Below are 20,988 nucleotides of genomic sequence, written 5' to 3'. Positions count from 1 at the left end.
GAGCTCCTTTTATTTTATAAGTTTTTAAATTTTATTAAGCGTTAATTTCTTTATTTAGATTTTCAGTGTTCCGGTGTTTGCCTCCACGAAAAGTTGCAATCGAAATCTCTATTTTTTGCAGACTCTGTAAGAGTCTTCTTCTTAGAATTTTGTCAGAAACAGAAGCCTCCTTCGTGAATGACTGACTTGTTTTTGTCAGCGTTGGTTGAGTACCTATAAACATCGTAATTACTGCCAGTATTAAGAAGCGCATCCTTGCTCTCCCTCTGTTATTACTTAGACCTTGGTAGGTGCCTCGTCGGTTAACGGGAAAATCAAAATTTTTAAATTTTATTGGTTCGCATCCATAAGCAATTTAAGCAAAGGACTAAGGGCCAAATCCAATAGGCTCGTTTCGGCGCAACTTATCAATTGTTGTCAAATATCGATAAACTGAAAATGCACGATGCAATTTTGAGGGAACACAAATGAAGAAAATGGGACTGGTTTTATCTGGTGGCGGAGCCCGCGGTGCTTATCAAGCCGGTGTACTTGCAGCCGTACAAGAAATCAGCGAAAAATCCGGTGTTCCCGTCAAGTATGACTTCTTATCTGGTGTCAGTGCCGGTGCGATCAATGCAAGTTCACTTGCTTCCAATGCCGATAACTTAAAAGTTGCAACTGAATCACTCGCGAAACTTTGGAGTGACGTTTCTTTCGAAAAAGTTTTTTCCACGGATTCAATGACGATGGGAAAAATTGGTCTGCAATGGATGAGTGAGTTATCTTTAGGCGGTATGACGGGAACTACTCCCGGTAAAGCGTTGATGGATACGGCTCCCCTTCGCCAATTGATTCATTCAAATATGGATTACGCCAAAGTCGAAAAAAATATCGACGACGGCCATTTAACAGCATTAGCAATTACTTCGATTGATTACGCAAAATCTGCAACGACAACTTTTATCCAAGGCAAAAACGTTTTGCCTTCATGGGATAAGGGTCGCAAGCGCAGCGAACGCACAACAATTTCTACAGATCACATCATGGCCTCTTCAGCAATTCCATTGCTATTCCCGCCAGTAAAAGTCGACGACAGATTTTTCGGCGACGGCGCCATCCGCAATCACGCCCCATGCAGCCCGGTGATTTATCTTGGTGCTGAAAAATTATTAGTGATCGGCGTACGCTTACAATCTTCGACAACAGCTTACGAACAAAGAGCCGCTCAATACGCAACAGCTCCCAGCGTAGCCAGAGTCGTAAACACAATTCTAAACGGTGCACTGATGGACGCGGTAGAACAAGACGTCGAAAGATTACGTCGTCTGAACGACTACGCCATCGCCATCCCACCAGAACAACAACGAGCAGTCTCTCTAAGACCCATTGACCATTTGTTCATCTCTCCATCCGAAGACATCGGCGAAATGGCAGTCCAAAAAGCCCAAAAACTCCCAAGAGTCGTTCGCTATCTGTTGAAGGGCTTAGGCTCCCTCCAAGACGCCAGCGAACTAATCAGCTATTTACTCTTCGAACCAACCTTCTGCGCCGACCTAATAGAAATAGGCCGCAAAGACGGCCTATCCCACAAAGAAGAACTAATAAAACTCCTACAAAAATAAAAAACGCTGAAAAAAAACAGCGCTACAAAACCAACACACCCAACCAATAAAAGAAAAAAAATTCCACCAGATCCGTCGAAGGCAAAATTTGCGGGAGAAGTTAATTTAACTTTAGCGCATGAGGCCTTCGTGGGCGCCACGATGGCGCGCACCCGCGAGCCAAAGGCTCGTGGGCCACGACCGAGCCAGGAAGGCGTGCCGAAGAAGCTAAAGTTAAATTAACTTCTCCCGCAAATCCCCGCATTACTACCGATCTACTGAATCAAACTTTTTTCTTCTTATTGTCATTCATATGTTCGATTTTATCGCCAGCATCATAGATAGCTTTGCCAGTTTTAGGCGCTTTCTCAGAAATTTTCTGGCCGGCTCTTTCAATTTTATCGCCCACTTTGTGAGAGAGGGATTCTTTCTCATTTTTGTCGATAGCCATAAAATCCTCCTTGTCTTAAGACGGACGGACCTCGAAGTGAGGTGTCACTGCCGCTTAAAGATTCAAGAAGTGTTCCGACGTGAGCTAAAGCAAATTAGTTTTTACCTTGAAGGTTGGGGCAATTTCACTCTTTGGCGTTATTTCGCCCCACGCACCTGAGAAATCAATTCGAATGAACGCAGACGATCGTTATGATCAAAGGCATCTGACACAATCATCAATTCATCAGCTTGTGTTTCATCAATCAGTTTTTGTAAACCTGCTTTTACTTTTTCAGGTCCACCAATCACAGACGTGCGAAGCTTAGAAAGAACAATTTCTTTTTCCATCGGATTCCAAACCGCATCCATGTTTTCAACGGGAGGTTGCAAATTCACACGCTCGTTGCGAATGATACCAAGGAAGCGCATATACAATGACGTAGCTAAACGTTCCGCCTTTTCATCTGTATCCGCAGCGACCACTTGAACTCCGACCATCACTTTTGGTTCTTTCAAAACATCAGAGGGCTGAAAGCCGACGCGATAAAGATCAATCGCTCTCATCATCAGTTCAGGAGCGAAGTGTCCTGCAAAGGCATATGGCAATCCTAAAACAGCAGCCAGTTGTGCGCTGTAAAGACTTGAGCCCAATAACCACAATGGAACTTTTAAACCCGCGCCAGGAATAGCGCGAACTTTTTGACCGGGTTGTACTTCGGCAAAATAATATTGCAGCTCTTGAACAAGATCAGAAAACTCGGCTTCTCGCCCCGTCATTTCACGACGTAAAGCGCGCATCGTCAGTCCATCTGTGCCTGGTGCTCGTCCTAATCCAAGATCGATACGGCCGGGATACAAAGTTTCTAAAGTTCCGAATTGCTCTGCAATCACAAGAGGCGCATGATTCGGCAGCATAATTCCACCCGAACCCACACGAATCGTTTTCGTACCGCCCGCAACATAGCCTAACAACACCGCCGTCGCGGCGCTCGCAATACCATCAAGATTGTGATGTTCTGCCATCCAGAAACGCTCATAGCCCCACTTTTCAGCGTGTTGTGCTAAATCCAAAGTGTGTTTGAATGAATCGGCAATAGACATACCTTGCGCGACTGGAGCCAAATCTAAAACTGAGAGTTTTGTATCAACGAGTTTCTTCATATTTTTAATGTAACAGTATTTGATACTATTTAATATGAAAATCTAGTTCAGAGGACAAAGTATGACCCGATTGCTTACGAAAATTTCATGGCGAACAAGACGAAACGCAGATCGCACATTGCCAAAATCAGGAGCACAATGAGGACAGATGTTAGTTCAAAGTGAAAGGAGCATAAATATGGCTGATTTCACAAGTACTACAAGCTCTAGCGATTCTGGACTTCGTTCATCAAAAGGTCCGATAAATCAACGGTCACTTAAAAAACCTCTTGATGAAATTGCCAGTAAAGTTGATTTGAAAGGCATGTGGTCGAATGTTCAATCAAGAGCTCAAACAGCAATCAGCAGCTCTGAGGATTTCGTCAAAGCACGACCCCTTAGAGTTGTGTTAGGTGCGGCTGCAGTGGGATTCCTAGCGGGCATGATCGCGCGAAGAAGACACTGAGTACCCTAACGGATTACGAAAAGCTGCCTACAGCATGGCAGCTTTTCGCATTTTAAAAGGAGGCCCAATGAAAATGCAGCACAGATTTATTCTTGCCCTGTCAGCGAGCCTTATCGGTCTTTCCTATGCACACGCCATGAATACGCCTGACGAAATTAATGAAACCAAAAACACGATGCAGGCGCCGAAACCTAAAAGCGAAAAACCAAAAGAAAAACCAGTGAACATGCCGCCACCTCGCAAAACTCCGAAGCCCCACAATATGGAGCCACCTATTGCGAAGCCCGTGACGGAGCCAGAGAAAATGAAGAAGTTGCCACCAACGGAACCACCCGTTCCTGGAGAGCAACCACCAATAAGCAATTAACTATTTTAGGAAGTTTTTGATCATCTCATCGAAGTGGAATTTATTCTTGCGAAGAGCTTCGTCGATCGCATTCTTCAAAGCTGGATCAATATTCTTGCGATAGGCCACCGTGATTGAAAGCGGTGGCCAACCTACGACCTTGACCGCCTTTAACTGTTTTAAGTTACTTGTCTTCACCAAATATTGTGCAGTTGCATGCACATGAATATAGGCACCATCGACTCTTTTGCTTTCAACTAAATCAGAGATTCGTTGAGGCACGTCTTCGCCCGACACCTGAAACGATTTAATTTTGTATTTCTCATAAAAGCCGGGAACGTAAGTTCCAATCAGTTGACCAATGGTTTTACCCGCTAATTCTTGCGGTGTGATCGTATCTTTACCTGCATAACGATCTTTTCTGACAACAAGACCACCGGCTTCGTTAAACATGTCGACCGAGCTAAACGCAAAAATTTTCTCGCGCTCTGAAGTTCTAGCAACAAAGCACATCATGTCCAGATTGCCATTCGCAAGTTCTTTAAAGAGACGTGCCGTCGGTGATAAATCCCAAACAACCTTGAGATCATATTTCTTTTCAACTTCGGGAAAAATAAATGTGTTCAGAAATAACGGACCGACTCCACCTGGATTCGTTTCTCCGGCTTTGAAAACAGCCATAGGACCACCCTCAACAAGCCCCACTCGAAAAGTGGTCTTTGCCATAGCGAAGTGGACAGAAAAAAACATCATCCCGATGAATAGAATTATACGCATAGATGTTTATGCTAATTGCAAATGCGAAGGGCGTCTAACAGTTATTCTTGCTTTCCTACACTTGTCTGTATTTAACCGCGCCCCTAGACCCGATCTTTTGCTTCGGCGAAAGTTGAATATGAATGGAAAGCTTCGCCGACTTAATTCACAAAGTTTTAAAGGATGCCAAACCTGGAAAAATCCATCGTTTACGCATTTTAACTCGCCAAGCCCGAGCTGCATTGTGGCTTCATGACAGCACCAAAATTCACGAATACAAAGTGTTACGCAAGCTTGGTAATTTACTCGGAGACTGCCGCCAGAACGACGTCCTTTTAAAAGACGCAAAGACTTATGGCTTCAAAACCACCGCCATCAAAAAAACTCGCGATAAAAGTTATAAAAAGCTTCACAAATATTTAGAAGATCTAGAAATTAAAAAAATTGATAAAGCGATCACACGGCAAACACAAATTGCATTCTTCACGGATCATAAAAAAGAATTGCAAAAACGGATTTTAAAACCATTGAAGAAGTGGCCAACACAATTGCCCGTTGATAAAAAGGAATTGCACAAAATTCGCATCACGACAAAAAAAGCAATTTACCGTCTTGAACACTTGGGCATCAAATCAATGCCTTTAAAGACTCTGCAAAAATCTTTAGGTCGTCTGCATGACTTGGAAGTATTGGAAAAAGAGTTTGATTTGAATCCTCCCAATATTGTTTCCGAACAAAGGAAGCTGAAACATCGCGCTGAACTGAATTACAAGCATATACGCGCATCGGGTCAGCCACGAATTAAATAGGAAAAGTTAAAACCCACTGTTAGATTTTTCCCATGACAACACCAGCATGGAATATCGAATCAGAATACCCGTCTATTAACTCACAAGCCTTTAACGCCGATTGGGAAAGCGTCGTTGGTTATATGAACCAACTTGAAAAAGGTGTCGCAGAAATTAAAAAGGATTTGGCTAATCCTAGCGAGGGCACTCTTCAACAAGTTCAGAAGTTGCTTATCACCAACGAACAATGTGGCATCCTGGTTGGCAACTTATGGACGTATCTGCACTGCATGCTTTCTGTCGATGCGACGGATGCGGCTGCGAAAAGTAAAAGTTCAGAATTAGAAGTTCTTTACTCTAAAGGCTCACAAATCATGACGCCGATTGATTTGTTCATGCAGTCTTGCGATAAAACGCATTTCGAAAAAATTGCCGCGAACGAAAAGCTCAGTGGTTACCGTTTTACTTGGGAGCAACGTCGTGAACGTGCCGCTTATCAAATGACCGAAGCTGAAGAAACGTTGCTTGAAGGTCTTTCGGTTTCGGGTCACAGCGCGTGGCACGGTTTGTATCAAGACCTCAGTGGTAAATTGCGTGTGCAATTGAAATATCCAGATCGCACAGAAGAAGTGGGTTTGGCAAAAGCGCACTCGATGACACGCACATCGAATGAACAAGATCGTCGTGTCGCATGGGAAGGTATTCAAGCCGCTTGGACTGAACATCAAGAAACAGCCGCGGCGATTCTGAACGCGCTTGCGGGCTGGCGCCATGAAGTGAATGGCAAACGTTCACGCAACAAAACAATGACCTTCCTGGATCAACCTTTGTGGGACAATCACATCAAACGTGAAACTTTGGATGCGTTGATGACCGCTTGTCGTAATAATATCGCTGACATTCAAAAAGCTCCGCTGTTGATGGCGAAAGTGATGAAGAAACCAAAATTAGATCCGTGGGATTTGTTGGCCCCAAGCCCAATTTCTGGTTCTGGTAAAGAGTTGACGTTTGAAGAAGGCGCAAATCTTATCAGTAAATCATTCGGTGAAGTTTCTTCTGACATGGGCGACTTCGTTAAAATGATGGTGAAGAACCAATGGATCGAAGGCCGTGTTCTGCCTAACAAAGGCACTGGCGCATACTGCACGGGCTTTGCTAAAAGTCTTGAGCCACGCGTGTACATGACTTACATGGGCTCTGCCAATGACGTTTCGACGCTAGCACATGAATTGGGTCACGCTTTCCACTCGTGGGTAATGCGCGACATGTCCCGTGGTGAAATGAATTATCCAATGACTCTTGCAGAAACGGCCAGCATCTTTGCTGAAACTGTGTTGCACGATGCTTTGGTGAAGAATGCAGCGACTCCGGAAGAAAAAGTTGAATTCGCATGGAGTGACATGGAAAACGCCATGGCGATGCTACTAAACATCCCAAGCCGTTTTGAATTCGAAAGAAAATTCTACGAACGTCGCAAAGAACGTATGTTGAATTCTAAAGAGCTTCGCCAATTAATGGATGAAACTTGGACAGAATGGTACGGCACAAGTCTTTCAAAAAATGATGATCTGTATTGGGCCCATAAGCAGCATTTCTCATTCGCGGGAATTAGCTTCTACAACTTCCCATACACGTTTGGTTACTTGTTCAGCTTAAGCATCTATGCTCGTCGTAAAGAGCTGGGTGCAGACTTCATGAAGACTTATGTTGCGATCTTGCGCGACACAGGCCGCATGACCGCTGAAGATTTGATCAAAAAGCATTTGAACGAAGACATCACAAAACCACAGTTCTGGCAAAAATCGATCGACGTGATCAAAGAAAAGATCGCGAACTTCGAAAAGCTCACTGCGAACTCTTAATTTCTGAAACAGACAAAATAAAAAAAAGCCGCTGGAAACAGCGGCTTTTTTATTTGAATCACTGGTTAGAAAGAAGCCCTAGTGATTGTACTCATCATGACCTGTATCTTTTAGATGAGACAAATCTTTAAGAAGTTGGGTTGCAGTCGCTGTGTCGCCCGCCAACAGTGCTTTTTGCAAGTTGACGCAAGCTTCAACAACTTTGCGAATCTCTGCTTGGTAGCCTTGCATCGCTGCCGCTTGTTGGCTGCTTGGAAGATCACTGATATTTTCAGGAACTTGATCGTAAGTGGCACGGAAATACAAAGCCGCATCGTAAGCCAAAGCCGCGTTGGCTTCGTTTTTAGAAGAATCATTGATTGAAGCTGCGATAGCTTTCAAATTCTTCTCTGCCGCCTTCATGTTTTGCTTCAAGCTGCCAGTTTGTACGTCGAACGCTGCTACTTGAGCCGACATCAACTTCGTATTGGCATTAACAGAAGTCTTACGGTGAGCGTGATCGATGAAGTCGTTTAACTTTTCGCTTTCTTCATACAAAGGATCCCATTTTCTGTCAGCAGCTTTAGTCGCAAGCATCGCTTGGAAACTTGCTTGGTAGTGAGCCAACTGGTCTTTGAATTCAGCCATGAAGTACACGAAGTCTTCAACGTATTCTTTAAGCTCGTCACCTTCTAAGAACATGGCTTTACCAGGAAGCATATCACCTGTTGGATTATCAACAACCGCTTGAGCGCAAGACATTGCAAGACCGATTTTAGTGATCGCATCTTGGATATCCGCATCCGTCACAGTTTCATTTGGATATTTTGCGCCCAACAATGCAATGTGATCAGCTTGGCCAACATATTTGCCGAAGTTGATCATCACACGTTGAATCGTCAAATGGTCATCTTTAGCACCCAATGGGCAAGCCATTGAAGCGATAGGAGCAAAAGTCAAAAGTACGTATAAAAGAAGTTTCATGGAAATAACCTCGTTTTTGGAAGGCCCATGAAGTAACCAAATCCCTAAACAAAGTCATCCGCAGCATTTTTACGATGAATAAATGAAAACCAATTGCCTGAAGCGTGGGCCAATAACCAATTTATGCAGGAATGAGGCGAACGAAATGGGTCCCACGAATATCACCCAGGCGTTCCACAAGCGCTTTGCCTTGCAAAATTTTTTCACACTCTTTGAGGGAATTCCAACCGTGTTCCGAGAGATCACGAAGAAGTAAATAGGCCTGCCCGCGCGCCGACAAACTATTGGCAATCGCAAACAGTAATTCTTTAAAACCAGAATCGATAAAAAAGCGACAACGATTTTTGAATTCCGAAGGAGACAAGCTCCCCTTATCCGCGAAAAAATAAGGCGGATTGCATAAGATCAAGTCATATCTTTGCGCAAATTCCGGAGCACTTAAACACTCATAATTTTCATTCACAAAATTCAGATCACAAGCAACTGATCCTAGGCGTGATTTATTTTCCATGAAGTGAGGCAAATAAACATTTTGCACTTCTAAGAAATCAAAAATCTGCGGTGTTCGTTGCCATTCTTTCTGACAGTGAAACAAGAAATCTAAACCGATGATGCCACATCCAGAACACAAATCTAATCCGCGCATTCCGTCAAGCTCAGAAGGCTTTAATAACTCAAACACCCGACGCGCCAAAAATACCGAATCGTGAGAAAATCGGTATTCTTCCGGTTGCGAGTAATTGAATGTGAAATGCGGATTGATTGATGACATCGAGGCAGATTTAAACTGCCCCGCTTAAGATCGCAACTTATTTGCAGATTTTTTCTAGAAGATTTGAAGAAGGCTCTAAACGATTGACAGTTCCGAAGTTTTTCGCGGCATAGGCCAAGACGTCCTTGTTGCCATCTTTTCCTACTGGAAAAAGTTCAGCGGAAACGCGGAACGTCGGCGTATAAGCGACACCAAAAACTTTGGCTTTCTGGCTTCCCTCTTTACTTAAACCCAAATACACAATCGGGCCGGTTTTACGTTCAACATCTTTTTGGGCGGCTACGAAATTTCCCAGCGAGTAAACCACTAAAGTTTCACGCCCATCCTGAGTGACATACTTTTCCCAAGGTTGCACCACATGAGGATGCGAACCCACAACGGCAACAGCTCCCGCTTCTAAAAAGCGATGGGCAAATACGACCTGACTTGAATCTGGCAACGGTTGATATTCTTGCCCCCAATGCGGGAATACAATCACTGCATCAACATCACTGCGAGCCGCAAGATCCTTAACGATTTGCACCGCACGCCCGTCTTTATAACAATTTAAAATCTGATCCTTGGAATCAAAACTCCCATTCGTCATTTCCGTACAACCGACAACGGCCACATTCAGACCTTTTACTTTTGCGATCTGATAAAAATCGGCATTACGTTCCGAAGAAAGTCGAGTGCCTACAGTTGGCAAACCAATAGCTCGAGCCGCTTGAAGAGTTTTATCAATACCCATCGAGCCACGATCCAAACTGTGATTATTCGCGACAGTTAGCAGATCGTAACCAGAGTCCTTCAGGTCTTTTAAAATTTGTGGGTGATAATTGAACAACATGTTCGTGCCAGAATAGACTTCGCCGTCATAGACAAAGCCGATGTCGCCATGATCGCGACCCTTGCGATCAATGCCCATCGCAGCGGGCCCCTCTAAATTCGCAAGTGACAAGTCCGCTTTTTGAATCAATGGATTAGTGCGCTTCCAGATTTGAGAGAATTTTTTAGTATCATTCACCACGATTTCATACAGTGGCTTATGAATCAGCACATCGCCAACAAACGAAACCGTCGCAATATCATTGCGGGTATCACACTTTGTTGAAAAACTAATGTCTTTAGACGAACTGTCAGCCGACGCCCATAGCGGTGCAAGCAGTAACGCAAAAAGAAACTGTCCGTGCTTCATAGATTTCTCCTGAGGCCCAGACAGTATCCATTCACCCAAAATAAGAGAAGTTACGACTCTCTAATATGTAAAGATTCGTCACAAGAGCTAAGCGCTTTCTTTCGCAGAAGTTACTCTGTCCCTTGCCACTTGCGCTTTACGCGAACGAGCTTTTGAATAACCGGCGACACGTTTCATGTTGGCATTTTCAAAAGCATGTTTTTCACGTAGAGCCTTATTAGAATTATCATAAATTTTCTGTTTATCTTGGTATAGAAAGTGATCGCGAGGAGAATCCTTCAACTCCACTTTCATTTTTGGCTGCACCGTTAACGATTTTTTTCTTGGATATAATAATTTTTTCGTGTCCTGATCCATGCGATCTAATTTTTTCTGATAGCGTTGCTGTGCTTGAGCAAGACTTTTCAAACGAAACTCAACAAGTCGCATGTCCCTCTCGCCCGCCGTACTTCTGGCAGTACGATATTTTCTAAGTAACTTTTCAAGCTGGAAGATGGCTGAATTCAAATGTCTGCGAGTGGACGCTTTGATTTCTGTAGGAAAACTGCCACTGAATAATTTGAACTCCGCTTTAGTCAGATTCTTTTTGGCCTGAGTATGAGCGCTTGCCATGATGTTCTCCTTTCGCTTCACTTTTACATTTTAAGCCCGCCCCACAAAGACCGTTAACGCGAAGACCGAGTCTTGTAGGAAAGCATAAAAAGGCCTAGCCTTTTTTACGTCGAAAGTTTAAATCTAGAGCCAGAACGGGAGTCCCCAATGGCGATCAAAAGAATCTGTGTGTATTGCGCTTCCAGCACTGGTACCAATCCTAACTTCGCAAAAGTCGCAAAAGAACTAGGCCACTTGCTTGCACAGAAAAATATTGAACTTGTCTATGGTGGAGCGAATGTTGGCATCATGGGCATTCTGGCGGATGCGGTGATGGAAAAAGGCGGCAAAGTCATTGGGGTGATGCCACAGAAATTAGTCGACATTGAAAAGGCTCACAAAAATCTTCCTGATCTTCGAATCGTCAACGACATGCACGAAAGAAAAGCGACAATGGCAGCATTAGCTGACGCCTTTATCGCCTTGCCCGGAGGCTTCGGTACTCTGGAAGAATTGTTCGAAGTTCTGACGTGGGCCCAAATCGGTTATCACCAAAAGCCTATTGCTATCATTGATGTCGATGGCTTCTATTCGCACCTGCAACAATTCGTGGATCATGCAACGGCAGTCGGTTTAGTAAAACCCGAAACGGCCAAGGGTTTTGAGCTCAGTTTTTCAGCATCTGAAGGCTTAGCTAAACTTTTAAAAGAAACCTAATGCTTTAGAGGGAAAAATACCCTGTATTTTTAGACATTTGAGCCGGAAACCCTTGCCCTTCCCCGGGCCGACCTGTAGCTTCCCGGGTCTTATGCAGACTACGAAATTTACTGATCTTCCTTTGATTGAGCCTCTTCAAAAAGCTGTTGCAGAATCTGGTTATACAAACCCAACTCCGATTCAGATCCAATCCATTCCCCACTTGTTGGAGGGACGCGATCTTTTGGGTTCTGCGCAGACAGGAACTGGCAAGACGGCAGCCTTTGCGTTGCCGATGCTTCAAACTCTTTACAAAAATCACCGTCGCCCGGAACCGAAACATCCGCGCGCTTTGATTCTTTCACCAACACGTGAATTGGCGATTCAAATTCACGAAAGCTTCAAAACTTACGGCAAGCACATTCGCATGCGCTATTCTGTGATTTTTGGTGGCGTGAACCAAGGTCCACAAACGAAAGAACTCGCAGCAGGTGTTGATGTCTTGATCGCGACGCCGGGTCGTTTGTTGGATTTGATCCAACAAAAATACGTGCACTTGAACAAACTTGAAGTTTTCGTTTTAGACGAAGCGGATCGTATGTTGGATATGGGCTTCTTGCCCGATATCCGCAAAATCGTGCAATTGCTTCCAGCACAACGTCAGAATTTGTTTTTCTCTGCGACGATGCCCCACGATATCAAGAAACTTGCGGACTCGTTGTTAACAAATCCTGTGCGTGTTGAAGTCAATCCAGTTTCTTCAACGGCCGAAATGATCGAACAATCCGTGATGTTCGTTGATAAGAGCAAAAAACGCGATTTATTGCGCACGCTTTTGAAAGACAAAGCGTTCCAACGCGTGATCGTGTTCACTCGTACAAAGCATGGTGCGAACCGTGTCGTTGAAACTCTTCAAAAGAATCAAATTCCTGCGGAAGCAATTCACGGCAACAAATCTCAAAACGCACGTCAACGTGCTTTAGAAAATTTGCGTGAAGGCCGTATCCGCGTGCTGGTCGCTACTGATATCGCTGCTCGTGGTATCGACATCGATAACATCACGCACGTAATTAACTTTGAACTTCCTCACGAAACAGAAAGCTACGTGCACCGTATCGGTCGTACAGCTCGCGCGGGTCAACAAGGCCAAGCGATCGCGTTCTGTGATGCAGAAGAAAAATCTTTCCTTCGCGAAATCGAAAAGCTTATCGGCAAATCGATTCCTGTGATTAAAGATCAGCCCTACCACTCTGAAGATGTGGAAAAAGCGGCGGTCATGTCTAAAGGTAAAGCGAAAGCGATCATCGAAGGTCGTGGCGAGCGTGAAGGTGGTGGCGGTGGTAAAATCCAAAAACGTCGCAGATTCAATCCGCGTAAAAAAGCTCCAACATTCGAAAAGAGTGCTAAGAAAAAATGAGTACACATTCAACCCAAGCAAAAACTTTGAAAGCTGTCCTAGTTGGTGTGCAACTGGGCCGCACGACAGATCAGGAACTCAACAGTTCACTTGATGAACTGTCACGTCTTGTGACGACCTTGGGTTATGATGTTATCGGCCGTATGTCACAACGTCGCTCTTCAACAAAGGGCGCTGCGGTTCTGGGCGATGGTAAGTTGCAGGAACTTTCTGAATGGACTGGTGGCACTGGTAAAGTGGCTGCGATGTTTGTTAAGAAAAAACATAAAGCAGCAATGCGCTTCAATCTTAACACCGACGAATTCGAAGAAGTTGTTGAAGAAGATTTCGTTGAAGAAGCGGAAAGCGATTCCGATCTTGAATCGTCTTCGGCAAAACCAAAAGAAACAGCCGATATCGTTATTTTCGACTGTGATCTTTCACCATCACAATTACGTAACTTGGAAAGTGCGACAGGTGCATCGGTTCTTGATCGTACTGGTGTGATCATTGAAATCTTCAGTCGCCATGCGCGTACACGTGCCGCTCGTTTGCAGGTCGAGATTGCTCGCCTGACTTACGTGGCTCCGCGTATTCGTGAAGTGGGCGCACTGGAAGATCGCCAAGGCGGTGGTGGCGGTAAAGGTGCCGGTGAATCCAGCATTGAGCTTGATCGTCGTAAAATCCGCGATCGCATTAAAGAACTTAAAACTGAATTGGGCGCCATCGGCCAAGAACATCTGACAAGACGTTCACGCCGTGCTCAGGAAAATTGTGTGGCCCTTGTTGGTTACACGAATGCTGGTAAGTCATCGCTTATGCGTGCAATGACTGGCAGTGAAGTTTTAGTGGCCGATAAATTGTTTGCGACTCTTGATACGACGGTGCGCTCGCTACATCCTGAAACGCAGCCTAAGATTTTGTTATCAGATACTGTTGGCTTTATTAAAAAGCTTCCGCATGATCTGGTGGCATCATTTAAATCAACTTTGGATGAAGCCCACAATGCTTCGTTGCTACTTTATGTGGTGGATTCTTCCGATCCGTCATTCCGTTCACAACTGGAAGTCACTAAGAAGGTTCTTGCCGAAGTCGGCGTTGAAGAGACTCCAAGCTTCTTGATTCTGAATAAACGCGATCGTTTGTCGGTGGAAGAAGCAGAAGCGTTGAAACAGGAATTCCCTGAAGCGATTCAACTTTCAACTCGTGATCCACAAGATCTTGCAGATCTTCGTGCACGTTTGGTTGATTTCTTTGAAGAAGATATGGTCGATGAGGACATCATCGTACCGTACAAGATTCAAAACGGCATCATGGGCGAAATCCGCAATCGTGTTAAAGTTTTGTCAGAGTCTTACGACGGGACTGGTGTCAAAATTCATGCGCGCGGTGCTCCTGAAGACTTCGCAAGAATTCGCAGCAAAATGAAAGAGCTTATCCTCGATCTAGAATGAAAATTCAGTCATGAATTTTCGGTAACTGGACGCATCTGCGTTCGTCTTTGAAACTGCCGTCTATGAAAACGACGGCACAATTTCCAATTACTGCTTTAGTCTCGACATTAAGCTTTGTCCTTGCACCACCGGTGCATGCAAAGCAAATCAACTCTATGGATCGCAGCACAGAACGACGCTTGCTGGGACCTCACTACGAGGGACGCTTGGTTCCGGTTGAAACCGACAGCCACGCGCAAGCACTGACAGACGCAGATCCGATGATCCTAGTTCACGGGATGTCAGGCTCAGCACAGAACTTCGTGAACTTGCTGCCGGCTGTGCAAAAAATTTCTCAATATCAATTATTTTATTTCGCTTATGACGATCTTCACCGTTCGTTAAAACGCTCAGCCCTTGAGCTTGCTCGCGGTATTCGTAAACTGCGCTCGCCGCGTGTGACGATCCTTGCACACAGCATGGGTGGTTTGGTGACTCGTGAAGCTTTGAACCTTTTGGCCAAGTCTGCACAACCTGAATTTTTGCCTGAAATTCATGTCATCGCGATCGATTCGCCTTGGCATGGTGGCAGTTCACGCAACTGCGACATGAAAGGGTCTCGCATTGATAACTTTGTCGAGTTATTCTTGCCAGCAGCTGTTGCTGATATGCGCTCCTGCTCTGATTTCTTTAAAGGTCTTTACGCGACCGAGTTGCCAGAAAAATTCTCGACAACTTTGTTCTTCGCAGAAGAAGGCGATCAAGCTTGGGATTATTCGGAAGGTCCTCTTCGCATGATCCCGCAAAAAATTGCCGATCACTACAACACCGGCAAAGACGTCAGTGGAACTTTGGCAGAGATGCACTTTTGGAAAGCGTTGAAAAGTTCATCGCAGTACACGTACTTCGAAGTCAGTCTGATGACTCTTTCAAAAGATCAAAAGCTAACGGCAGAGATGGTAAAAAAAGAATTGCAAACATTCTTCCCACGTCTGCCAGGCGACCATACGACGGTCTTAGCACCCCATCCACAACGCAAAATGGATTTGCCAAAGTATCTGGATCAAATTCTTTAAAACTTTAGGAGCCCTATTCGTGGGCTCCTTTTGCTTTTGCGACATACACTAAAATCAAACAGATGACGCAGAATCCGGCGGCTGCCAGATAAGGGGCCCCTGGCATATGCACAGGATTATCCGCAGCAGTATAACGTGCAAATAAATCGGTATAAAGCAACGGCCCGACAATCGCAGTTAAACTAGCGATAGAAATCAATGAACCTTGCAACTCCCCTTGCTCTTGAGGCGGAGTATTTTTAGAAATCAAAGACTGTAACGCAGGACCGGCAACACCTGATAGTGCAATCAACGGTAAGATCGCCCAAATCATCCATTCTTCAGGAGCTAAAGCGTAACCCGCAAGACTGATAAAGTTAATCCAGGTCCCAAGTTTCACCGAAGTTTCTTCGCCGATTTTTGGAATGATAATTCGAGTCAGATAACCTTGCCCCACCGCGACCATCAAACCCACCATCGAAAGTGATAGACCCACTTGCAACGCGGACCACTTAAATTTGTACTGCGTATACAACGTCCACACGCTTGGATGCGATTGCCCCGCAAGATACAACAACAAATAAATCCACACCAACACACCCATCGCTGAAGATGGTTTCAAAACTTTCAAGATGGATTTGAATGGATTCAATTTACTGATGTGAATATCACGACGATGTTCTGCATCTAATGATTCCGGTAAAATGAAATAACCAAACGCGAAGTTAAGTAAATTCAAAACGGCAGCGGCGATGAACGGAGCTTGATGACTGTAATCGCCCAACAAACCTCCAAGCCCAGGTCCTACGATGAAACCTAAACCAAAAGCTGCACCGATCATTCCGAAATTTGCAGAACGATTGCTGTCGTCAGAAATATCGGCCATGTACGAACTTGCGACTGTCATACTTGCGCCCGTTAAACCGGAAACAATACGTCCAGCAAACAAAAGACCCATCGTCGGCGCCAGTGCCATTAAGATGTAATCAAGACCTGCTCCCAAAAGGGAAACAAGTAACACAGGACGACGACCAAAACGATCTGACAGTGAACCCAAAATCGGTGAAGCCAAAAACTGCATCAATGCATACACAGAGATAAAGTAACCATAGTAGTGATTTACAAATTCTGGATTGTGGCCAAAGCGGCGAATCACTTCAGGAAATACGGGAATCAGCAAACCAATGCCAAGCGCGTCTAAGAAAATAGTCGCAAAGATAAAACGCACACTAGCGGCACGTTGAGTCGTCGTCGTCATCTAAACCTCGGTATGAACCATTCTGAGAAATACTCTGGATGACAGTAATGGATTATCCGACAAAAACACAACTGATTCCTCTGCATTTCAAAATGACTGTGCTATTCTTTTAAAAGGTCGGAGGTGCTTATCTATCACGGAGAACGCTTCAACAGCATCAGTCACTTAGTAGGCGCAGTTCTTTCTGTCGCAGGGACTTCTGTTCTTGTCACGCTTGCAAGTATTCAAGGCGATGCGTGGAAGATCGTGGGCACAAGTGTGTATGGCGGAATGCTGGTTTTGCTTTACACAATCTCGACTCTTTATCACAGCATGCAGGGCCGAGCGAAAAAGGTTCTGCAAAAACTCGATCACATCTCGATCTATCTTTTGATTGCTGGAACTTACACGCCATTTACATTGATCACTTTGCGTGGTCCCTGGGGTTGGTGGTTATTTGGAATTAATTGGTCGCTGGCAGCACTCGGAATTATTTATGAGCTGACACTTTCACATCGCACGCGCATTCCATCACTGATCATTTATGTTGTAATGGGTTGGTTGATTGTGGTCGCATTGAAACCACTGGCACTGGCTTTACCATTTGCGGGACTTGTGTGGTTGACTCTGGGTGGTGTGCTTTACACGGGTGGCGTCGCGTTCTTTTTGTTCGATGAAAAAGTCCGTCACTTCCACGGCATTTGGCATTTGTTTGTGATGGGTGGAAGCATCTGTCAGTACTTCTGCATTTTATTTTATCTCATTTAGTCAGAGTCAATGAAGCAGAGTCAAAACGGCTCTGCTTTGCTTGGCACTCATTTTGTAAATACTTCCTTTGTCGGAAACAAACCACATGGAGGTATTTAGTGAAACACATCGCAAGCATTCTTTTGATCGCACTTTTTTCCGTGAACACATTTGCTGGTGGACTTGGTGATTGGATTAAACCAGGAAGACCAAACCCATACGAACCAAATCCAGGTCGTCCTAACATCACATGTTCTGCACGTGATAACGGCTGGGAAGAACACTGGGGCGGTCACAGAGATTGTCGTGAGTGCGTTGCAAAACATGGCAACTGTACAGAGACATGTTCAGCCTCTTACTTCACTTGCCAAGCAGAAGGCGTAGACTACCGTGGATACAAAATGACTTTGGAAGGCCGCGCACCAAGTCGTTACGAAACAGAACGCCAAGTCATGGATCTTTGCCAACGCCAATACCGTTACCAAAACTGCCGCATTATTAGCTGCAACGAAAACTCTGAAACAGTGTCTCGTCGCTCATGCCGTTAATATTCTAAAGTTTTTTACGATCTGCCATAACAGATTTGTGTTATGGCAGATTCTTTGTTCGAGTCATCCTTTGGAAAAGCCCCTACCCGTGCTATCCTAAATAGATCAAAGGAGTGAAGCTTGAACGAAATTTACCGAGCCCTTCATTCACAGCGCCCCACTGATTTATCCACGCAACTTGATAAGTATGCGTGTGTCGCGATTATTCTGCGCGGACCAATGGATAATCTAGAGGTGGGCTTTATTGAACGTGCTGCCAACGACAGTGATCGCTGGGCCGGTCATCTCGCTTTTCCCGGTGGTAAAAAAGAAGATTCAGACTTCAGTGATTTAGGCGCAGCCTTGCGTGAAACATTTGAAGAGATCGGTGTCGATCTTCTACCAGAAGAACTCATGGGTCGTATCAACGATATACAGGCACGCAAGCATGGAACAATGCTTGAGTTCTTTATCCGCCCTTTCGTGTTTTACACAGAACGCGATTTTAATATCACACTCGACCCGCGTGAGGTTTCTGATTTCTTTTGGGTGTCAGTAAATGAGTTGCGCAATCCACAACGACAAATGAAATACGAATTGAAACGCGATGGTGTGACTTTGCATGTACCTGCGATTTCTTTAGATCACGAGCAACCGTTGTGGGGACTGACTTATATTATGACGATGGAACTATTGGATCTTCTGGAAAAACAACAAGTCGTCGAAAATTCTCTGTGATGTTTCAAGAAGTGACGCTGACTTGCCCAACAAGTCAGCAATGCTTCAGCCTAAGACAAAGATTTTTTAAAATTTCGCAAATTTTGCCTCAACTATCCAAAGGTCCAGCCGATAAGCTTACTACCTATAAGAAGGAGGCCTTGAATGTCTAAGGCTAAAAATGTAGTACGTCACGAATACATCTGGAATAAGGAGATTCGTGAATTGCCTTCTCGAACTGAGACAGGGCCACCTTAACTGCACCGGTTCTTTAATTTTAAAGAAGCGAAATAAAAAAACCAGAGAGAATAGGCTCCCTGGTTTTTTCTTTTTTTACGACTGTAAGATCAGATTATAGGATCGAGAATGTCGTAGAGATATTGAATGTCGTCGATTCCCACTCTGCCGTTTTAGGATAGAAATTCAAGTACGGAGCCAAGTAGATATCACGCGTGAATGCGTAACCCATACCAACACGTGAACTCAAAGTACGATTCCACAATACCGAGTGATCTTCAGTACCACGAGGGTTGATGAAGTTGATCGCAAGCGAAGTGTAAGCGCTGAATTTATCAGAGAAGTTGTATTTCACTTGCGGGAAGAAACCCAAGCTGTAACGGCCTGTGCCTGTTTCCAATTTCTTTTTTGGATTCGCAGCGCGATCGTACAAGTAGTAATCCAAGTTCGTATCAACACCGACTGCCGCACCTGAAGTGCCCAAGTTATAAAGCAAAGAGTTTGAATAGTTCACGCCAGCGAATTCGCCGATCGCGCGGTAGTCAGGATTTGTAACCGCAGTCACACCGTAAGAGTTGCGCATTTGCATATCCCAAACGCGAGCATTGCGATCATAAGACAAGAATGGATTTTTAACGTCGTAACGTTTCGCACCTTGAACCGGAGTCAAAGCACTCACACCCGTACCAACACCCACTGAACTTTTAGAGTCGATACGAAGACGCGCTGAAATCGAACCACCCAAAGATGTTTGATTCGTCGAAACACCACCGTCTGGTTTCGGTTGCATCTCGTTGCTCAAGTCACCCACTGGAGGGCCGTAATAGCTCAAGCTAAATTTCAAAGAGTAACGAGATAGCGAACCAGAATCCGCTTTCATTTTAGAATCCGTGATCTCTTTATCGTCTTCGAATTTTTTTTGTCCTAAAGCCTCGCCAACTTTGAGAGTTGAAGTTTGAGTTGCATCTGCAGAAGAAGAAGCAGAAGTCTCAGAACCAGCAGGTAATGAAAGAGTCGTTGTTGAGGTCTGAGCGTTGGCTGTCAAAGACAGACCAAGCAGGGCACTAAAAACAAAGGCTTTAGTCATCGAGATCTCCGGATTTTTTGGATTTTGGAAACACCCGAGTTTCTATCTGTTCGCACCCCAAAAGGAAAGTCAGGCTTTCATTAAGGGCACCGCGGCTGAAAAATATTCACTGCGTCGAAGATCGGATTTGATAAATTATCGAAGGTAAAAGCTCAATAACGTCTGAAGCCATCAGGGATAGCGGATCGCGGTGCAGAGCCCGCCAGTAGTCTGCACAAGCGCCATGTAAATAGGCACCTAAGCAAGCTGAAGTTGCGGGACTCAAATCACGTGCACGCAGGGCCGTAATCATTCCCGCTAACACGTCACCCGTGCCCGCTTTTGCCAAGCCGGAATTGCCCGACATAATTCTGTACGTGCGCCCTTTCCCCTGCACCAGCGAGTGATGACCTTTTAAAAGCACAATACAATTCATCAACTCTTGAGCTTGCATGATCGACTTCAGGCGCTGCTCTTGCACTTGCTCGCTGGTAGTTCCAAGACATCGCGCGAGCTCTCCTGAATGCGGAGTCACGATCCATGTTGGCAGAAGTGGAAATAATTTTTCTTCAGCACACACCGTAAGGGCATCAGCATCTAAAATCACGCGTTCGGTTTTTCGTTCTTTCAATTTCTCGATCACAGATGCTGTGAATTTATTCACACCAAATCCGGGCCCCACCAAGATCGCATCAAACTGAAGTGTTTCCCAGTTTTTCTCATTTAGATCACAAAGCAAAAAATCCGGATTTTCTAGAGAGGAAATCGCAATATCAGGTTGAGCCAAAGTCACATAACCACTGCCCATTCTTAACGCCGCACGTGCCGCTAGAACGCCCGCTCCAGGATAGCGCGCACTTCCCGCTAGCAGAAGACTTCGGCCTCGACGAGCCTTGTTGTCGCTAATAGAAAGCGGCGGCAGAAACGCTGCTGCAGCTTTGCGACGGAAATTAAAAACGGCTTCGTCTTTCTTCATGCGAACAATTCTATGACGGAGACGA

General features: G+C 44.9%; 22 protein-coding genes. 12 read left to right on the top strand and 10 right to left on the bottom strand.

What is annotated here, in order from left to right:
* Positions 1-467 precede the first annotated feature (467 nt).
* On the top strand, positions 468-1,604 hold the full coding sequence (locus DOE51_RS03340) for a patatin-like phospholipase family protein (RefSeq protein ID WP_142695173.1): 1,137 nt from the start codon (positions 468-470) through the stop codon (positions 1,602-1,604).
* Between the two features lie 262 nt (positions 1,605-1,866).
* Here DOE51_RS03340 and DOE51_RS19125 read toward each other — a convergent pair whose 3' ends face one another.
* Positions 1,867-2,034 carry a hypothetical protein gene (locus tag DOE51_RS19125; protein ID WP_168196383.1) on the bottom strand — a complete coding sequence of 56 codons (168 nt, stop codon included), beginning with the start codon at positions 2,032-2,034 and terminating at the stop codon, positions 1,867-1,869.
* A 137-nt stretch (positions 2,035-2,171) separates the two neighbouring features.
* A complete protein-coding gene (locus tag DOE51_RS03335) occupies positions 2,172-3,176 on the bottom strand; it encodes an LLM class flavin-dependent oxidoreductase (protein ID WP_142695172.1) in 1,005 nt (334 codons plus the stop codon).
* Positions 3,177-3,354: 178 nt separating this feature from the next.
* On the opposite strand from DOE51_RS03335, the gene DOE51_RS03330 reads away from it, so the two are divergent.
* Both DOE51_RS03330 and DOE51_RS03325 read left to right on the top strand, forming a co-directional pair.
* On the top strand, positions 3,355-3,621 hold the full coding sequence (locus tag DOE51_RS03330; RefSeq protein ID WP_142695171.1) for a DUF883 C-terminal domain-containing protein: 267 nt from the start codon (positions 3,355-3,357) through the stop codon (positions 3,619-3,621).
* A 67-nt stretch (positions 3,622-3,688) separates the two neighbouring features.
* Positions 3,689-3,988 (top strand): hypothetical protein, encoded by a 300-nt coding sequence (locus DOE51_RS03325; RefSeq protein ID WP_142695170.1) that lies wholly within the window; start codon positions 3,689-3,691, stop codon positions 3,986-3,988.
* Here the strand turns inward: DOE51_RS03325 and DOE51_RS03320 are convergent, their stop codons facing one another.
* Positions 3,989-4,648 carry an ABC transporter substrate-binding protein gene (locus DOE51_RS03320; protein ID WP_168196382.1) on the bottom strand — a complete coding sequence of 220 codons (660 nt, stop codon included), beginning with the start codon at positions 4,646-4,648 and terminating at the stop codon, positions 3,989-3,991.
* A 218-nt stretch (positions 4,649-4,866) separates the two neighbouring features.
* Here DOE51_RS03320 and DOE51_RS03315 point away from each other — a divergent pair, with 218 nt between their 5' ends.
* Positions 4,867-5,532: a CHAD domain-containing protein gene (locus tag DOE51_RS03315; RefSeq protein WP_142695168.1), complete on the top strand. Its 666-nt coding sequence runs from the start codon at positions 4,867-4,869 to the stop codon at positions 5,530-5,532.
* Between the two features lie 32 nt (positions 5,533-5,564).
* On the top strand, positions 5,565-7,373 hold the full coding sequence (locus DOE51_RS03310; protein WP_142695167.1) for a M3 family oligoendopeptidase: 1,809 nt from the start codon (positions 5,565-5,567) through the stop codon (positions 7,371-7,373).
* A 78-nt stretch (positions 7,374-7,451) separates the two neighbouring features.
* Here the strand turns inward: DOE51_RS03310 and DOE51_RS03305 are convergent, their stop codons facing one another.
* The 4 genes from DOE51_RS03305 to DOE51_RS03290 all read right to left on the bottom strand — a co-directional run bounded on the left by DOE51_RS03305 (position 7,452) and on the right by DOE51_RS03290 (position 10,897).
* Positions 7,452-8,336, bottom strand: coding sequence for a cytochrome b562 (locus DOE51_RS03305; RefSeq protein WP_142695166.1), 885 nt, complete (start codon positions 8,334-8,336; stop codon positions 7,452-7,454).
* A gap of 121 nt (positions 8,337-8,457) precedes the next feature.
* Entirely contained in the window at positions 8,458-9,108 is a 651-nt protein-coding gene (locus tag DOE51_RS03300) for a methyltransferase (RefSeq protein ID WP_142695165.1), read from the bottom strand.
* 37 nt (positions 9,109-9,145) lie between these two features.
* Positions 9,146-10,285: a CapA family protein gene (locus tag DOE51_RS03295; protein WP_142695164.1), complete on the bottom strand. Its 1,140-nt coding sequence runs from the start codon at positions 10,283-10,285 to the stop codon at positions 9,146-9,148.
* Positions 10,286-10,372: 87 nt separating this feature from the next.
* Positions 10,373-10,897: a hypothetical protein gene (locus DOE51_RS03290; protein ID WP_142695163.1), complete on the bottom strand. Its 525-nt coding sequence runs from the start codon at positions 10,895-10,897 to the stop codon at positions 10,373-10,375.
* 147 nt (positions 10,898-11,044) lie between these two features.
* Between DOE51_RS03290 and DOE51_RS03285 the strand changes: the two genes are divergently transcribed.
* From DOE51_RS03285 to DOE51_RS03270, 4 genes are all read left to right on the top strand, one after another.
* Positions 11,045-11,593, top strand: a complete 549-nt coding sequence (locus DOE51_RS03285; RefSeq protein ID WP_210415558.1) for a TIGR00730 family Rossman fold protein — start codon at positions 11,045-11,047, stop codon at positions 11,591-11,593.
* A 91-nt stretch (positions 11,594-11,684) separates the two neighbouring features.
* Positions 11,685-12,989 (top strand): DEAD/DEAH box helicase, encoded by a 1,305-nt coding sequence (locus tag DOE51_RS03280; RefSeq protein ID WP_142695162.1) that lies wholly within the window; start codon positions 11,685-11,687, stop codon positions 12,987-12,989.
* Complete coding sequence (gene hflX, locus DOE51_RS03275) at positions 12,986-14,422, top strand: GTPase HflX (RefSeq protein ID WP_142695161.1); 1,437 nt, start codon at positions 12,986-12,988, stop codon at positions 14,420-14,422. Before DOE51_RS03280 ends, hflX begins: the two co-directional genes overlap by 4 nt.
* Positions 14,423-14,484: 62 nt before the next feature.
* On the top strand, positions 14,485-15,477 hold the full coding sequence (locus DOE51_RS03270; protein ID WP_142695160.1) for a triacylglycerol lipase: 993 nt from the start codon (positions 14,485-14,487) through the stop codon (positions 15,475-15,477).
* Between the two features lie 13 nt (positions 15,478-15,490).
* On the opposite strand, the gene DOE51_RS03265 is transcribed toward DOE51_RS03270, so the two are convergent.
* A complete protein-coding gene (locus tag DOE51_RS03265) occupies positions 15,491-16,714 on the bottom strand; it encodes a TCR/Tet family MFS transporter (protein WP_142695159.1) in 1,224 nt (407 codons plus the stop codon).
* A gap of 129 nt (positions 16,715-16,843) precedes the next feature.
* Between DOE51_RS03265 and DOE51_RS03260 the strand changes: the two genes are divergently transcribed.
* The 3 genes from DOE51_RS03260 to DOE51_RS03250 all read left to right on the top strand — a co-directional run bounded on the left by DOE51_RS03260 (position 16,844) and on the right by DOE51_RS03250 (position 18,705).
* Positions 16,844-17,461, top strand: coding sequence for a hemolysin III family protein (locus DOE51_RS03260; RefSeq protein ID WP_168196503.1), 618 nt, complete (start codon positions 16,844-16,846; stop codon positions 17,459-17,461).
* Between the two features lie 98 nt (positions 17,462-17,559).
* Positions 17,560-17,988: a hypothetical protein gene (locus DOE51_RS03255; protein ID WP_142695157.1), complete on the top strand. Its 429-nt coding sequence runs from the start codon at positions 17,560-17,562 to the stop codon at positions 17,986-17,988.
* A gap of 120 nt (positions 17,989-18,108) precedes the next feature.
* A complete protein-coding gene (locus DOE51_RS03250) occupies positions 18,109-18,705 on the top strand; it encodes a CoA pyrophosphatase (RefSeq protein ID WP_246845314.1) in 597 nt (198 codons plus the stop codon).
* Positions 18,706-19,036: 331 nt separating this feature from the next.
* Here DOE51_RS03250 and DOE51_RS03245 read toward each other — a convergent pair whose 3' ends face one another.
* Positions 19,037-20,008, bottom strand: a complete 972-nt coding sequence (locus tag DOE51_RS03245) for a hypothetical protein (protein WP_142695156.1) — start codon at positions 20,006-20,008, stop codon at positions 19,037-19,039.
* Positions 20,009-20,114: 106 nt separating this feature from the next.
* Positions 20,115-20,963 carry an NAD(P)H-hydrate dehydratase gene (locus DOE51_RS03240; RefSeq protein WP_142695155.1) on the bottom strand — a complete coding sequence of 283 codons (849 nt, stop codon included), beginning with the start codon at positions 20,961-20,963 and terminating at the stop codon, positions 20,115-20,117.
* Positions 20,964-20,988: the final 25 nt, after the last annotated feature.

Origin of the sequence: Bdellovibrio sp. NC01 (assembly GCF_006874625.1) — a bacterium.
Lineage (GTDB): Bacteria > Bdellovibrionota > Bdellovibrionia > Bdellovibrionales > Bdellovibrionaceae > Bdellovibrio.
The sequence above is the reverse complement of the archived record's forward strand: the minus strand, read 5'-3'. Positions and strand labels throughout refer to the sequence as shown.

Coding starts and splice junctions, on each gene's coding strand:
- DOE51_RS03245 (WP_142695156.1), bottom strand. CDS start 20,008: ATGACTAAAGCCTTTGTTTTTAGTGCCCTGCTTGGTCTGTCTTTGACA.
- DOE51_RS03310 (WP_142695167.1), top strand. CDS start 5,565: ATGACAACACCAGCATGGAATATCGAATCAGAATACCCGTCTATTAAC.
- DOE51_RS03285 (WP_210415558.1), top strand. CDS start 11,045: ATGGCGATCAAAAGAATCTGTGTGTATTGCGCTTCCAGCACTGGTACC.
- DOE51_RS03330 (WP_142695171.1), top strand. CDS start 3,355: ATGGCTGATTTCACAAGTACTACAAGCTCTAGCGATTCTGGACTTCGT.
- DOE51_RS03300 (WP_142695165.1), bottom strand. CDS start 9,108: ATGTCATCAATCAATCCGCATTTCACATTCAATTACTCGCAACCGGAA.
- DOE51_RS03320 (WP_168196382.1), bottom strand. CDS start 4,648: ATGGCTGTTTTCAAAGCCGGAGAAACGAATCCAGGTGGAGTCGGTCCG.
- DOE51_RS03265 (WP_142695159.1), bottom strand. CDS start 16,714: ATGACGACGACGACTCAACGTGCCGCTAGTGTGCGTTTTATCTTTGCG.
- DOE51_RS19125 (WP_168196383.1), bottom strand. CDS start 2,034: ATGGCTATCGACAAAAATGAGAAAGAATCCCTCTCTCACAAAGTGGGC.
- DOE51_RS03280 (WP_142695162.1), top strand. CDS start 11,685: ATGCAGACTACGAAATTTACTGATCTTCCTTTGATTGAGCCTCTTCAA.
- DOE51_RS03290 (WP_142695163.1), bottom strand. CDS start 10,897: ATGGCAAGCGCTCATACTCAGGCCAAAAAGAATCTGACTAAAGCGGAG.
- DOE51_RS03315 (WP_142695168.1), top strand. CDS start 4,867: ATGGAAAGCTTCGCCGACTTAATTCACAAAGTTTTAAAGGATGCCAAA.
- DOE51_RS03240 (WP_142695155.1), bottom strand. CDS start 20,963: ATGAAGAAAGACGAAGCCGTTTTTAATTTCCGTCGCAAAGCTGCAGCA.
- DOE51_RS03295 (WP_142695164.1), bottom strand. CDS start 10,285: ATGAAGCACGGACAGTTTCTTTTTGCGTTACTGCTTGCACCGCTATGG.
- DOE51_RS03270 (WP_142695160.1), top strand. CDS start 14,485: ATGAAAACGACGGCACAATTTCCAATTACTGCTTTAGTCTCGACATTA.
- DOE51_RS03340 (WP_142695173.1), top strand. CDS start 468: ATGAAGAAAATGGGACTGGTTTTATCTGGTGGCGGAGCCCGCGGTGCT.
- DOE51_RS03305 (WP_142695166.1), bottom strand. CDS start 8,336: ATGAAACTTCTTTTATACGTACTTTTGACTTTTGCTCCTATCGCTTCA.
- DOE51_RS03325 (WP_142695170.1), top strand. CDS start 3,689: ATGAAAATGCAGCACAGATTTATTCTTGCCCTGTCAGCGAGCCTTATC.
- DOE51_RS03335 (WP_142695172.1), bottom strand. CDS start 3,176: ATGAAGAAACTCGTTGATACAAAACTCTCAGTTTTAGATTTGGCTCCA.
- hflX (WP_142695161.1), top strand. CDS start 12,986: ATGAGTACACATTCAACCCAAGCAAAAACTTTGAAAGCTGTCCTAGTT.